Below are 13416 nucleotides of genomic sequence, written 5' to 3'. Positions count from 1 at the left end.
TCCGGTGAGGCCGGGAAGGGAGCACGATGACCGTCGAGCTGGGTGACGTCGTCGAGGGGCCGCTCGACCGGCTGACCGAACCCCTGAGCCGGGTGCTGGGGACCAGGACGGTCGGGGCGCTGAACAAGCTGGGGCTGCACACGACCGGGGACCTGCTGCGGCACTACCCCCGGCGGTACTCCGAGCCGGGCAAGCTCACGGACCTGTCGAGCCTCGAGATCGGCGAGCACGTCACCGTGATGGCCGAGGTCCGCCAGGTGACGGTCCGGGAGATGCGCACCCGCGGCGGGGCGATGCTGCAGGCGGTCCTCACGGACGGCACACGCACCCTGAACCTCACGTTCTTCGCGAAGCACAAGGGGGCGCTGCACGGGCACGAGAACAAGCTCCGGGCCGGGCGGGTCGGGCTGTTCACCGGGGTCGTCGGGGCCTACCAGGGCAGCCGGCAGCTGACCCATCCGGACTACACGATCGTCGGGGTCGACGTGGAGGACGAGGCCGAGGCGCTCGTCGAGGCCGGTCGTCCCATCCCGATCTACCCCGCCAGTGCCGCGATCGCCTCGTGGCGCATCCACACCTGCGTGCGCACCGTGCTCGACCCGCTGCGCGAGGTCGACGTCGCCGACCCGATCCCCGAGGCGCTGCGCACCCGGTTGTCCCTGCCGACCCTGCACCAGGCCCTGCTGGACGTGCACGAGCCGTTCGACGACTCCCAGGTGCGGCGCGGGACGAACCGGTTGAAGTACGAAGAGGCGTTCGTGCTCCAGGTGGCCCTCGCGCGGCGGCGGGCGGAGGCCGCGGGGCAGGAGGCGACGGCCCGCCCCCGGCTGGCCGGCGGGCTCCTCGACGCCTTCGACGCCCAGCTGCCGTTCACCCTCACGAACGGGCAGCGCGAGGTCGGCGCCGAGCTCGCGGTCGAGCTGGCGGCACCCTCCCCGATGCAGCGGCTGCTGCAGGGCGAGGTCGGCTCGGGCAAGACCGTGGTCGCACTGCGGGCCATGCTCCAGGTGGTCGACGGGGGCGGGCAGGCGGCGCTGATGGCCCCGACCGAGGTGCTCGCCGCGCAGCACGTGCGGACGTTGCGGGCGTTGCTCGGCACGCTCGCCGAGGGGGGCTTCCTCGGGGGGGACGACCGGGGCACGCGGGTCGCGCTGCTCACCGGGTCGCAGAACGCGGCGGCCCGCCGCGAGAACCTGCTCGACGCCGCCGGTGGGCGCGCGGGCATCGTGGTGGGCACCCACGCGCTGCTGAGCGAGAACGTCCAGTTCGCCGACCTCGGCCTCGTGGTCGTCGACGAGCAGCACCGGTTCGGCGTCGAGCAGCGCGACACGCTCCGGGCCAAGGCCACCCGCGTCCCGCACCTGCTGGTGATGACCGCCACCCCGATCCCGCGCACGATCGCGATGACCGTGTTCGGGGACCTCGAGACCTCGACGCTGACCGAGGTCCCCGCGGGGCGCAGCGGGGTGACGACGCACGTCGTGCCGGCCGACAACCCCGCCTGGATGGACCGGACCTGGCGGCGGGTGCGCGAGGAGGTCGACGCGTTCCACCGGGTCTTCGTCGTGTGCCCGCGGATCGATCCGGACGACCCGGCCGCGGCGGCCGGCGCGGCCGGGGTGGACGACGACGGGGCCGACCTGCTCGCGCTCGACCTCGACCCGGGTGACGGGACCACGGCCGAGCGGCGCCCCCTGCGTGCGGTGCTCGAGGTCGTCGAGGAGCTGCGCGGCCTGCCGGCGCTCGCCGGCGTCGACATCGGCGTGCTGCATGGCCGGATGTCGGCGGACGACAAGGAACGCACGATGGCCCAGTTCGCCGCGGGGCAGATCCAGGTGCTCGTGGCGACCACCGTCATCGAGGTCGGCGTCGACGTGGCCGAGGCGACCGGCATGGTCGTGCTCGACGCCGACCGGTTCGGCATCTCCCAGCTCCACCAGCTGCGGGGGCGGGTCGGGCGAGGCAGCGCCCCCGGCCTGTGCCTGCTCGTCACGGGGGCGGTCGACAGCGGCAGCAGCAGCCCGTCCGCCACGCGGCTGCGGACGCTCGAGGAGACGACCGACGGGTTCGTCCTCGCGGCGGTCGACCTCGAGCTGCGCCGCGAGGGGGACGTGCTCGGCGCTGCCCAGTCCGGCGGGCTGAGCTCCCTGCGGCTGCTGCGGGTGACCCGGGATGCGGACCTGATCGCGCGGGCCCGGACCGAGGCCACGGCTGTCGTCGACGCCGATCCGACCCTGGAGCACTCGCCCGCCCTGCGCGCGGCGATCGAGCAGCAGCTCGCCGGCGAGCGCGAGGAGTTCCTCGACCGGTCCTGACCCGGCCTAGGCTGACCGCGTGTCAGCCACCCCCGTCGTCCGCGTGGACGACCTTGTCCTGAGCTACGGCGGAGAACCCGTCTGCGCCCCCGTGTCGTTCACGATCGCTGCGGGTCGCGCCCTGGCGCTCGTCGGTGCCAACGGTTCCGGCAAGTCGACGGTGCTGCGGGCGGTGCTCGGGCTGCTCGAGCCGGTCAGCGGGTCGCTGCAGGTGCTGGGCCGTGACGTCGACGAGCGCGAGGAGCTCTTCCGGGCGCAGGTCTCGAGCGTGCTCGACGACGACGCGTACTTCCCGGCGCTCACGGTCGCCGAGCACCTGCTGCTCACCGCGCGCGGCCACGGCGTCCGGGACCCGGACGACCTCACCGACGAGCTGCTCGAGGACTTCGGGCTGTCCGACCACGCCGACGTGCTGCCCGTCGCGCTGTCGTCCGGCCAACGCCGCCGCCTGCTGCTCGCCGCGGGGTTCGCCCGTCCGCGGCAGCTCCTGGTGCTCGACGAACCCGAGCAGCGCCTCGACCAGCGGATGCGCGCAGCGCTGGCCGAGCGGCTGCGGGCCGAGACCGACCGCGGCGGGGCCGTCCTGCTCGCCACCCACGACCCGGAGCTGCTCGAGTCGGTGGCCCACCGCGCCGTCCTGGTCGCCGACGACGTCTCGCGCCGGCTCAGCGTGGCCGACGCCGCCCGCGCGATCCGCGCCGAGCCTCCCCGGTGACGACGTCGGCCGTCCGGACGCCGTCCGGCCGGGACATCCGCCGGTTCACCGCAGCGACCGCCCGCACCCGTGGCGGTGCGGGGATCGGCGAGCTGCTCGGTGACGTCTACTACGCCTTCATCACCTCCGCGATCGGCATCGGCATGGCCGTCGGCGTGGTCAACACGATGCGGGACGCGCTGCCGCCGTCGTCCGCCGCGCCTGCCGCCGGACCCGACCTGAGCCTGCCGGGCCTGGCCGCTCTCACGGTGCTCGCGTTCGTCGGTGTGCTGCTCTCGCTCGCCGGGCGCCTCGGCCCGGTCGGCGTCGGCGGTGCGGAGGCCACCTGGTGGCTGTCGCTGCCCGTGGACCGCCGCGGCCTGCTGCGCCCCGTCGCGGTCCGGCTGCCCCTGGTGGCCGGTGCGGTGAGCGCGGTCCTGCTCGTCCTGATCGACCTCGGCCTGCGCGCGCAGTCGGGGGAGACGCTCGATCGGGTGCTCCGGGTCGGGGCCGTCGGCGGTCTCGGTGCGGCCGCGCTCGTCCTGCTGGCCGGCGTCGGGCAGTCGTTCGGGGCGGTCCGCCGCCGGATCGCCACGGCCGGCAACGTGCTCCTCGGGCTCGTGCCCGTCCTCGCCCTGGTCGGTGGGTACTCCGGCTGGCGGCCCGGGGACCTCCCCACCCCCGCGCCCGTGATCGTCGTCGTGCTCGCCGTGGTGGTCGTCGCTGCGGGCCTGCTCCTCGACCGGCGGCTGGCGCGCATCCCGGCGCGGGACCTGCGCGACAGCGGCTCGGTCGCGAGCCAGGCCGTCGGCGCGATGGTCTCGCTCGACTCGCGCGAGCTCGGCCGGGCCCTGACCGACGGCGCGGCCCCGACCCGCCGGCGGCGGGTGGCCCGGTTCTCCTGGGTGAGCTCGGCCGCCACCGCGCTCGTGGCCGCCGATCTGGCCGTGCTGCGCCGGTCCCCGCGACACCTCGTCCAGGTGGTCGCGGCCGCGTGCGTGCCCGCCGTCGTGGTGGGGGTCCGTCAGATCGCGGTCCCCGGCGTGCTCGCGGCCGCGTTCGTGGTGTCGGGCTACGTCGCGATGGTCGCGACCGCGGAAGGGGCCCGCCGGGCCGAGATGTCACCGGTGCTGGACCGGCTGCTGCCGCTCGCCGCCGCGCGCGTGCGCACGCTCCGCATGGTCGTGCCGGGCGTCGTGATGCTGCTCTGGTCGATTGCCGCGTTCGCCGCCGTCGCGCGGCTCGAGGGGGACCTGAGCAGCTGGCTCGCGCTCGCGGTGCTGTCCACCCCCGTGTGGGCCGGCGCTGCCGTGCGCTCGGCCTACCGGCCCTCCCCGGACTGGTCCGGGCCGCTGGTGTCGACGGCTGCCGGTGCCCTGCCGGTCGGCGTCGGCGGGGTGCTCGCCCGGGGCCCGGACACGGTGGTTCTCGGGCTGGTGCCGACCGGGATCGCGATCGTGCTCGGGTTCGTCACCCCGCACCTGCTGATCGCCCAGGTGGTCACCTCGGCGATCGCGCTCGCGGTCGGCGCCCACATCACCACACCGAAGAGCGTGCACGCATGACACGAATCGTGGCCGGGACCGTCGGTGGGCGGACGTTGCGGGTTCCCCCGGCGGGCACCCGCCCGACGAGCGACCGGGTGCGCGAGGCGCTGTTCTCGCGGCTCGCGCATCTCGGGGTGCTCGACGGCGCGCACGTCGTCGACCTGTACGCGGGGTCGGGGGCGCTCGGGCTCGAGGCGGCGAGCCGGGGGGCCGCCGCCGTGACCCTGGTCGACTCGGCGCGGCCCGCGGCCGACGTGTGCCGTCGCAACGTCGCAGACCTCGCGCTGACCGGCGTGCGGGTGGTCGCGGAGAAGGCCGAGCGGTTCGTGCTGCGCCCGGTCGCGCCCCCGTGGGACCTCGTCTTCCTCGACCCGCCCTACGACCTCGCCGAGGACGACCTCGCCGGGGTGCTCGGGGGGCTCGTCGGCGCTGCCGGCCAGCACGCGGGCCCCGCACTCGCAGCGGGCGCCGTCGTCGTCGTCGAACGGTCCTCGCGCAGCCCCGAGCCGCGCTGGCCCGAGGGGCTCGAGCAGACGGACCGTCGGTCGTACGGCGACACCGTGGTCTGGTTCGCCTCGCCGGCCGACGGCGACGAGGCGGCGACGCACGGGCCGGGATCATCGGCTCCGTCCTCCGCCTGACATACCCTGGCGAGGTGACCATCGCAGTCTGTCCCGGGTCCTTCGACCCGGTCACGCTCGGGCACCTCGACGTCGTACGCCGCGCCCGTGCGCTGTTCGACGAGGTCGTCGTCGGCGTCGCCCACAACTCGGCCAAGCAGGCCCTGCTCCCCGCCGAGCAGCGCCTCGCCCTCGCCCGCACGGCCCTCGCCGGCCTCGACGGGGTCCGGGTGGAGCTGGTCGGCGGGCTGCTCACCGACTTCTGCCGCGACCTCGGGGCGGTCGCCGTGGTGAAGGGGCTGCGCGGGGGAGCGGACTTCGATCACGAGCTGCCCATGGCGCTCATGAACCGTCACCAGACCGGCGTCGAGACGGTGTTCGTGGTCGGCGACCCCGCGCTCGGCCACATCGCGTCGTCGTTGGTCAAGGACGTCGCCCGCCACGGTGGGTCGATCGCGGACCTCGTGCCAGACGGCGTCGAGGCTGTCGTGCGGGCGGCGCTGGGCCAGGTGCCCGCGCCCGGAGGGAGCAACGGATGACCGAGAACACCCAGGCCGAGGACGGCGAGCTCGACCGGACGCAGCCCGAGGGGCTGACCGGCATCCTCGACGCGCTGAGCGCCGCGGTCACGCACGCCCGGTCGATGCCCATGTCGTCGTCGGTGCTCGTCAACCGCGCCGAGCTGCTCGATCTGCTCGACCAGGCCCACGAGGTGCTGCCGACGCAGCTGACCCGCGCGGACGAGCTGCTCGCCGACGCCGACGCCGCGCGCGGGGTCGCCCAGGGGGAGGCGGACGTGATCCTGGCGGAGGCCCGGACCCAGGCGGCCGAGCTGGTCTCCGCCGAGCACGTCACGATCGCGGCGGGCGAGCGGGCCCGCGAGATCGTCGCCGACGCGGAAGGGGTCGCGGAGGGGCTGCGACGGGACGCCGACGACTACTGCGACCGCCGGCTGGCCGACTTCGAGATCGATCTTGGCAAGGTGCTGGCCCAGGTCCAGGCCGGTCGGGCGAAGCTCGCCGGACGCCTGGGCGGCGGCGAGCCGACGCGCTGAACGAGCGCTGCGTTTGGGCGCCCACCCGCAACCGGGTAACATCCTCCGTTGGCCCTGCAGGTCTTGCACGGGCCGAACGTCTAACCTTGTCTGGAACCGCCGTGGAGCACCCGACTCACCTCGATCCCCGATCACCGTTCGTGCTCGATACCAAAGAGCTCGGTCGACGAGCGGGATCGATGCGTCAGGTGGAACGCACGATTCCGGCACCGGTGGACCTCGGCACCGACATCATCAGCATTCCCACCGGTACGGACCTTGAGCTGGAGCTTCGGCTCGAGTCCGTGATGGAGGGGGTCCTCGTCACCGGCAGCATTCGCGGCCGGGCGGTCGGGGAGTGCGTGCGCTGCCTGGAAGAGGTGCTCGACGACGTCGAGGTCTCGGTGGTGGAGCTGTACGCCTATTCGGAGCGTGCCCGGATCGCGGAAGCGGAAGGGGACGACCTCGAGGGCGTGCGTGAGCTCGAGGGCGATCTGATCGACTTCGAGCCCGCGTTGCGAGATGCGGTAGTGCCTGCGCTACCGTTCCGACCGTTGTGCCGGCCAGACTGCCCAGGGCTGTGCTCCGAGTGCGGAGCGCTCCTGGCGGACGACCCGGACCATTCGCATGAGATCCTTGACCCTCGGTGGGCCGCGCTCAACCGGCTCCAGGGTACGTTCGACGAGACGAAAGAGAGCTAGCCGTGGCTGTTCCGAAGCGCAAGATGTCGCGCAGCAACACCCGTGCGCGTCGGTCGCAGTGGAAGGCCACTGCTACCGCGCTCACCACCTGCACCCAGTGCAAGGGCAACACCCGTCCGCACATCGCTTGCCCGACGTGCGGTAACTACAACGGCCGCCAGTACGCCGAGGCCGTTCGCACCGAGCACGCCGGCTGACGAAGCCCTCGTGGCGCCGATGCAGACACGTGACGTGACCGCTGTCTCGGCCGACCAGCTCATCGAGAAGCTCGGGGTCCATCTGGACCCCGAGCTTCTCGTGCTTGCACTGACCCATCGGTCGTTCGCGCACGAGGCCGGTGGCATCCCGACCAACGAGCGGCTCGAGTTCCTCGGCGACACCGTGCTCGGCCTGGTCGTCACCGAGGCGCTGTACCGCCGTCATCCGGACCAGTCGGAGGGCGACCTCGCGAAGATGCGAGCGGCGTCGGTGTCCCAACGTGCGCTGGCCGCGATCGCGCGCACGCTCGGCCTGGGCAGCTTCGTGCTGCTGGGCAAGGGTGAGCTGACCACCGGTGGGCGGGACAAGGACTCGATCCTTGCGGACACGATGGAAGCCGTGTTCGGCGCCGTCTACCTCTCGCACGGTCTCGAGGCCGCGCGCACGCTCGTCGAACGCCTGGTGGACCCCACGCTCGACCTCGCCGCCGATCTCGGTGCGGGGCTGGACTGGAAGACCTCGCTCCAGGAGCTCGCGGCCGAGCTCGGCCTCGGCGGACCGGTGTACGAGGTCGAGGGCACCGGCCCCGATCATGAGCGCTCGTTCACCGCTCGGGCGATCGTCGGGGGTGAGGTGCGAGGGATCGGCCTCGGCTCCGCGAAGAAGATCGCCGAGCAGGAGGCCGCCGCGCTCGCGTACGGCGTGCTGCAGGCCGGCGCCAGCGGGTCCTGACCCACCCTCGTGCCCGAGCTCCCCGAGGTCGAGACCGTCCGAGACGGACTCGCCCGGCACGTCCTGGGGCGCACGGTGGCGCATGCGGAGGTGTTGCGCGAGTACTGCGTGCGGCACCACGCCGGCGGTCCGCAGGGCTTCGCCGAGGCGATCACCGGCCGGCGGTTCGAGGCAGCGGTCCGCCGCGGCAAGTTCCTGTGGCTGCTGCTCGATGACACCACCGCCGACGCCGCGCTGATGGCGCATCTCGGGATGAGCGGTCAGCTCCTCGTGCGCGAGGCGGGTGCCGTCGCCCCGCCGTCGCCGCACCTGCGCGTACGGCTCGTGCTCGACGACGGCTCCGAGCTGCACTACGTCGACCAGCGCACGTTCGGCCACCTTGCGGTGACTCCCCTCGTGGCGACGTCCGACGGCGCCCCGGGCGGCCGGGGGTCCGCAGCGCCCGTGGTCCCCGGCCCCGCGGCGCACATCGCGCGTGATCTTCTCGACCCGTCCCTCGACCGCGCCGCGCTGGTCACCGCGGTGCGCCACCGTCGCACCGGCCTCAAACGGGCCCTGCTCGACCAGCGGCTGGTCTCCGGGATCGGCAACATCTACGCCGACGAGGCGCTGTGGCGGGCGCAGCTGCACTACGCCCGCCCGACGGACACCCTGCGCCGGGTCGACGTCGAGCGCGTGCTCGACTCGGCCACCGAGGTCATGAGCGCGGCGCTGGCGGTCGGCGGGACCAGCTTCGACGCGCTGTACGTCAACGTCAACGGTCAGTCCGGCTACTTCGGCCGGTCCCTGGCCGTGTACGGCCAGGTGGGTCGGCCGTGCCCGCGGTGCGGGAGCCCGGTGGTGCGCGACGAGTTCATGAACCGCTCGTCGTTCACGTGCCCGACGTGTCAGCCGCGGCCGCGGAACGGGCGCTGGTAGCGGTCGCCGGTAGGCCGCCGGTAGGGGAGAAACGTAAAGAAAACGGACGGCAGGGTGGCGGATGACGTCGAAGGCGCTTCCTGATCGTTACGATACCGACGTGGTGATCAGCAACTTGACCTCTTCCGCCGACCGTGCGGCCGTAATCACGGTGATGATCGTCGACGATCACGAGATCGTCCGACGGGGAATCGCCGAGGTTGTCGAGCGCGCCGAGGGGATGCACGTAGTCGCCGAGGCGGGCTCCGTGGCCGACGGCGTGCGCCGTGCGGGCCTCGTGCACCCCCAGATCATGCTGGTCGACCTCCAGCTGCCGGACGGCACGGGCATCGACCTCATGAAGAAGATCCGCGAGACGCAGCCCGAGGTGAAGGCCATCGTGCTGACCTCGTTCGACGACGACGACGCGCTGGCCGCGGCGCTCGACGCCGGCGCGGTCGCCTACCTGCTCAAGAGCGTGCGCGGGGCCGAGATCACCGATGTCGTCCGCGCGGTCGCCGCGGGTCGCACGCTGCTCGACGAGCGCACGGTCACCCGGCACAAGGCGGGCCACGACGACCCGACCGAGCACCTGACCCCGAGCGAGCTGCGGGTGCTCGACCTCATCGGCGAGGGCCTGTCCAACCGCGAGATCGCCGAGCGCCTGAGCGTCGCCGAGAAGACCGTCAAGAACCACATCACCTCGCTGCTGGCGAAGATGGGCCTGCAGCGTCGCACCCAGGTCGCGGCCTGGGTGGCGGCCCGCAAGCACAGCGGCTGGCGCGCGGAGCCCGGCGACTCCTGACCCTGCTGGCCCGAGACTCCTGGCCCCGGCCCGACCAGGCTCGACCCGGCGGATCGCGTCAGGCGAGCGGGACCTGCCAGCTCAGGAGCGTGCCGCGGCCCGAGGGCGGCGACCCCAGGCTGAACGTGCCGCGATGCTGACGGGCCCGGGCGGCGAGGTTCTGCGTCCCGGAGTGCCGGTCACGCGCGACCGACAGGCCGGCACCGTCGTCCTCGACCTCGATCCCGACCGTTCCCGTCGGCCCTGACCCCGTGATCGCGACCCGCACCGCCACGGACGACGAGTGCGCGTGCCGGGCAGCGTTGGCGAGGCCTTCGCGCACGACCGCGACGACGTCGTCGGCCAGGTCCGCACCCACCACGTCGTCGATCCGGTCGAGGTCGCTCTGCGCGTCGTGGTCCTTCTTGGACGAGTCCACGACGCGGCCGTCCAGCGCGAAGACGAGCGACGGGGCGAACCCCAACCCCCGGCGCGCGAGGGACGCCTCACGGCTCAGGCGCTCGACCAGGGACGTGGCCGCATCCGGGTCGCGCAGCTGGTGCACGATGGTCCGGATCTGGCGCACCGTCGAGTCCACGCTGTCGAGCGCCTCCTCGATGATGCTGGTGAGGTTGGCCGGCTCGACGCCGCGCGCGGCCCGCCGGCGCACCGTCTCGAGCTGCATGCCCGTGGCGAACAGCTGCTGGATGGCCAGATCGTGCAGGTCGCGGGCGATCCGCTCGCGTTCGTCGAGCAGCGCCGCGACGTCCTGCGCGTGCCGGGCCTCCGCCAGGACGAAGGCCAGGGCCGCCTGCGCGGCGAACGACTGTGCCGCGACGAGGTCGCTGCGCGCGAACGGCGGGGAACCCACCTGACGCAGCAGGACGAGCACCCCGACGCTGTGCCCCGCGGTCCGCAGCGGCGCGTACAGGGCCGGTCCGAACTTGCGCATCGGGGCCAGGCTGAGCCGTTTGGCGGCGGCCAGGGACGGGACGACCTCGCCGATCCCGCGGGTGAACGCGAGCCAGGACTTCCCGTCCGGCGGCATGGTGAGCCCGAGCAGCTCCTCGTGGGCGAGGCCGTCGACGATCTCGATGACCAGCTTGTCGCCCAGGCCGGGAAGCACGAGCGCGGAGGTGTCCGCCTTCGCGATCTCCCGTGCCGTGCTGGCGATCTGCTGCAGGGCCTCCTCCTCCTCGGCGCCCTCGAGCAGCATCGTGGTGATCTTCTGGCCCGCCTGGAGCCAGTGCTGGCGCCGGTCGGCGTCGGCGTAGAGCGTCGCGTTCTGGATGGCGACGGCCACGGCGGCCCCCAGCGCGGTGACCACCGCCTCGTCGTCCTCGTTGAAGCCGCCCTCCTTCTCGGAGAGGTAGAGGTAGCCGAAGACCTCCTCGCGCACGCGCACGGCGGCGCCGAGGAAGGAGCCCATCGGCGGGTGGTTGCTCGGGAACCCCTGGAACGCGGGGTGGTCGGTGAGGTCTTCGAGGCGCAGCACCCCGTGCGCGGGAATCTGACCGAGCACGCCGATCGAGTGCGGCGAGTTGGCCAGCTGGGCGACGATCGAGTCGTCCAGCCCGCTCTGCACGAAGGTCAGCGAGACGCCGTGCTCGTCCAGGATGTTGATCGCCCCGTAGCGCGCACCGGTCAGCTCGGTGCTCGCCTCGACGAAGCGTTCGAGCAGGCTGGGAAGGTCCAGGTCGGCCGCGAGGGAGAGGACCGCGCGCAACAGGTCGGAGGTTCCCGCCGGCGCTGGTCGTTGGTCGATGGTCATGTCGCTTCTCTCGCTCGCGTTCAACTACCCCCACGGTACGTGGGGTTGTGACTCGCTCGTTCGCGCGGCGGACCGGTCGCACCGTTCGGCCCTGCGCCGGGCGTGGTGTGCGGGGCCTGGCGGCCGGGGGAGGGGCTCCGTCGAGACGCGTGGACGCGCCTATCATGGGCGCAGCCCCCTTGCCCGTCAGTCTCATTCGGAGGACCCCATCACGGATCCGCTCGCCCTGCACGACGTCTATTTCGGGGCGCCGGAACCTGAAGAACCCGCACGCGAGGTCATCGAGGTCACCTCGCCGGACGCGGTCGCGAGGCTGACCGACCGGGCGGACGTCGTCAAGGTCAAGGGCCGGTTCGCGGTCGTGAACACCGATCGGACCGCGCACGAGGCGATGATCGAGGACCTCCTGTTCATCGGCGCCGCGCTCGAGGAGGCCGGGATCCGGTACCTCCTGGTGCGCGGCAACGACCGCCGCCCCGTCCTCGCGGCGGACTGGAAGGACCGGGTCGAGCTGCGCCGGGTGCTCGCCGCCGCGTGCCGCGACGAACCGTTCTACTCGATGACCGTCGACGCGAAGAAGAAGACGGCGCTACTCGTCTCCGACGGCGCCCTGTCCCTCGGGGGCAAGGCCCGCATCTTCCGGCTCTACCGGCCGCGCGTCGAGCCCGTGGGCGGGCTCACGTACGGCTCGTCGGGGGGCGTCCAGCTCGAGCTGTGGTCGTGGGAGGACGGGAACCTCGTCCTGCCGATCGAGAACTCGCTCACGCGCCGCACGCTGCCCGCCGCCGAGGCGGTCCGCGGAACGGTCGAGCGGTTCGGCCGCACCTGGCCGACGATCGAGAACATGTTCGCCGACCACGCCACGGACATCGACTTCGACATCGACCTGGTGTTCTCCTGGGTCGACGGGAACTCCCCGGAGTACCGGGCCGCGCGCGCCCTGCGGATGGAGGGCGTCGTCGTCGGCGAGGGGGACGACTCCGAGGCCCGCTACCAGCAGATCAACGAGCTCAAGTACGCCCTGCGGTCCATCTACATGTTCGCCCCGTGGATCCGGCGGATCTTCATCGCGACGGACTCGCCGGCGCCCGAGTGGCTCGCCGACCACCCCGGCGTCACCCTGGTGCGGAGCGAGGACCACTTCGCGGACGTCTCGGTGCTCCCGACGCACAACTCGCAGGCGGTCGAGTCCCAGCTGCACCACATCGAGGGGCTGTCCGAACACTTCTTGTACTCGAACGACGACATGTTCCTCGGCCGGCCGCTCGGCCCCGACATGTTCTTCTCGCCGGGCGGCATCACGAAGTTCGTCCAGGCAGGTACCCGCATCGGCCTGGGCGACAACCACCTGGACCGCAGCGGCTTCGAGAACGCGGCCCGGGTCAATCGCCGTCTGCTGCAGGAGAAGTTCGGCCGGATCACCACCCGGCACCTCGAGCACTGCGCCACCCCGCTGCGCCGCAGCGTGCTCCTGGAGATGGAGCAGGAGTTCGCCGCGGAGTTCGCGGCCACGGCCGGGAGCCGGTTCCGAGCCAAGGACAACATCTCGGTGACCAACTCGCTCTACCACTACTACGCCCTGCTGACCGGCCGCGCGGTCACCCAGGAGAACGCCCGGGTCCGGTACGTGGACACCACGCTCACCTCCGGTCTGGCCTGCCTCGACCAGCTCCTGAGGAAGCGCTCGCACGACTTCTTCTGCCTCAACGACGGCAGCTTTCCTGAGGTGAGCGCGGAGGAGCGCACGCGCCGGGTCACGGACTTCCTGGAGCGGTACTTCCCCATCGCTGCGCCCTGGGAGAAGTAGCCGGTCGGCTTCGCGCGGCGCTTGCCCGCCGCGCGCAGCCGAATCGTGTCGACGGGTACATCTTCAGGCCGCTGTGCGATACTTGCCGTGGTCCTGAGGGTGTCCACACCGCCTCCAAGGCTGATGACCGTGCTCGCCGCAACTGCGCTCCGCGGCTCGCCGCGCCGCCGCCGCCCCACCAGGGCGAACAGGCGGGCGCCGGCGCCGCCCGCCTCTTGTGGCCAGTCGCGACCGACTTCCGTCGCCGCGCAACCGCGTGAGCGACGACTGACCGCCCGCGGGTGCCGGGGAGTGTGGACGGCAGCCGGGGCACACAG

Annotated in this window: 13 protein-coding genes; 12 read left to right on the top strand and 1 reads right to left on the bottom strand. The window is 72.9% G+C overall.

Features of this window, described 5'->3' with window-relative positions; translation table 11 throughout:
* Positions 1-26: 26 nt before the first annotated feature.
* The 11 genes from EUA98_RS14610 to EUA98_RS14560 all read left to right on the top strand — a co-directional run bounded on the left by EUA98_RS14610 (position 27) and on the right by EUA98_RS14560 (position 9542).
* Positions 27-2315, top strand: a complete 2289-nt coding sequence (locus EUA98_RS14610; protein WP_130103425.1) for an ATP-dependent DNA helicase RecG — start codon at positions 27-29, stop codon at positions 2313-2315.
* 19 nt (positions 2316-2334) lie between these two features.
* A complete protein-coding gene (locus EUA98_RS14605; RefSeq protein ID WP_130103424.1) occupies positions 2335-3030 on the top strand; it encodes an ABC transporter ATP-binding protein in 696 nt (231 codons plus the stop codon).
* Positions 3027-4574: a DUF6297 family protein gene (locus tag EUA98_RS14600; RefSeq protein ID WP_130103423.1), complete on the top strand. Its 1548-nt coding sequence runs from the start codon at positions 3027-3029 to the stop codon at positions 4572-4574. The genes EUA98_RS14605 and EUA98_RS14600 overlap by 4 nt, the downstream gene beginning before the upstream one ends.
* Entirely contained in the window at positions 4571-5197 is a 627-nt protein-coding gene (rsmD, locus tag EUA98_RS14595; RefSeq protein ID WP_130103422.1) for a 16S rRNA (guanine(966)-N(2))-methyltransferase RsmD, read from the top strand. The genes EUA98_RS14600 and rsmD overlap by 4 nt, the downstream gene beginning before the upstream one ends.
* A gap of 14 nt (positions 5198-5211) precedes the next feature.
* Positions 5212-5715 (top strand): pantetheine-phosphate adenylyltransferase, encoded by a 504-nt coding sequence (coaD, locus tag EUA98_RS14590; protein WP_130103421.1) that lies wholly within the window; start codon positions 5212-5214, stop codon positions 5713-5715.
* The gene (locus tag EUA98_RS14585; RefSeq protein WP_130103420.1) at positions 5712-6230 is read left to right on the top strand and encodes a hypothetical protein; all 519 of its coding nucleotides are present in this window, start codon (positions 5712-5714) and stop codon (positions 6228-6230) included. Before coaD ends, EUA98_RS14585 begins: the two co-directional genes overlap by 4 nt.
* Before the next feature lie 101 nt (positions 6231-6331).
* On the top strand, positions 6332-6910 hold the full coding sequence (locus tag EUA98_RS14580; RefSeq protein ID WP_130103419.1) for a YceD family protein: 579 nt from the start codon (positions 6332-6334) through the stop codon (positions 6908-6910).
* Positions 6911-6912: 2 nt separating this feature from the next.
* Positions 6913-7107, top strand: coding sequence for a 50S ribosomal protein L32 (rpmF, locus tag EUA98_RS14575; RefSeq protein WP_130103418.1), 195 nt, complete (start codon positions 6913-6915; stop codon positions 7105-7107).
* Positions 7108-7126: 19 nt separating this feature from the next.
* On the top strand, positions 7127-7840 hold the full coding sequence (gene rnc, locus EUA98_RS14570) for a ribonuclease III (protein ID WP_130103417.1): 714 nt from the start codon (positions 7127-7129) through the stop codon (positions 7838-7840).
* 9 nt (positions 7841-7849) lie between these two features.
* On the top strand, positions 7850-8758 hold the full coding sequence (mutM, locus tag EUA98_RS14565) for a bifunctional DNA-formamidopyrimidine glycosylase/DNA-(apurinic or apyrimidinic site) lyase (RefSeq protein WP_130103416.1): 909 nt from the start codon (positions 7850-7852) through the stop codon (positions 8756-8758).
* 154 nt (positions 8759-8912) lie between these two features.
* Positions 8913-9542, top strand: coding sequence for a response regulator (locus EUA98_RS14560; RefSeq protein WP_130103440.1), 630 nt, complete (start codon positions 8913-8915; stop codon positions 9540-9542).
* A gap of 58 nt (positions 9543-9600) precedes the next feature.
* Here the strand turns inward: EUA98_RS14560 and EUA98_RS14555 are convergent, their stop codons facing one another.
* Positions 9601-11292, bottom strand: a complete 1692-nt coding sequence (locus tag EUA98_RS14555; protein ID WP_130103415.1) for a GAF domain-containing sensor histidine kinase — start codon at positions 11290-11292, stop codon at positions 9601-9603.
* On the opposite strand from EUA98_RS14555, the gene EUA98_RS14550 reads away from it, so the two are divergent.
* Positions 11291-13099: a stealth family protein gene (locus tag EUA98_RS14550; RefSeq protein WP_130103414.1), complete on the top strand. Its 1809-nt coding sequence runs from the start codon at positions 11291-11293 to the stop codon at positions 13097-13099. The genes EUA98_RS14555 and EUA98_RS14550 overlap by 2 nt on opposite strands.
* The last annotated feature ends 317 nt before the right edge of the window (positions 13100-13416 follow it).

Source organism: Pengzhenrongella frigida (assembly GCF_004168625.1).
GTDB classification, from domain to species: Bacteria; Actinomycetota; Actinomycetes; order Actinomycetales; family Cellulomonadaceae; genus Pengzhenrongella; species Pengzhenrongella frigida.
Note: the sequence above shows the minus strand (reverse complement) of the source record. Positions and strands in the feature narration are given on the sequence as shown.

Coding starts and splice junctions, on each gene's coding strand:
- EUA98_RS14560 (WP_130103440.1), top strand. CDS start 8,913: ATGATCGTCGACGATCACGAGATCGTCCGACGGGGAATCGCCGAGGTT.
- EUA98_RS14610 (WP_130103425.1), top strand. CDS start 27: ATGACCGTCGAGCTGGGTGACGTCGTCGAGGGGCCGCTCGACCGGCTG.
- EUA98_RS14550 (WP_130103414.1), top strand. CDS start 11,291: ATGTCGCTTCTCTCGCTCGCGTTCAACTACCCCCACGGTACGTGGGGT.
- EUA98_RS14585 (WP_130103420.1), top strand. CDS start 5,712: ATGACCGAGAACACCCAGGCCGAGGACGGCGAGCTCGACCGGACGCAG.
- EUA98_RS14555 (WP_130103415.1), bottom strand. CDS start 11,292: ATGACCATCGACCAACGACCAGCGCCGGCGGGAACCTCCGACCTGTTG.
- rnc (WP_130103417.1), top strand. CDS start 7,127: ATGCAGACACGTGACGTGACCGCTGTCTCGGCCGACCAGCTCATCGAG.
- rsmD (WP_130103422.1), top strand. CDS start 4,571: ATGACACGAATCGTGGCCGGGACCGTCGGTGGGCGGACGTTGCGGGTT.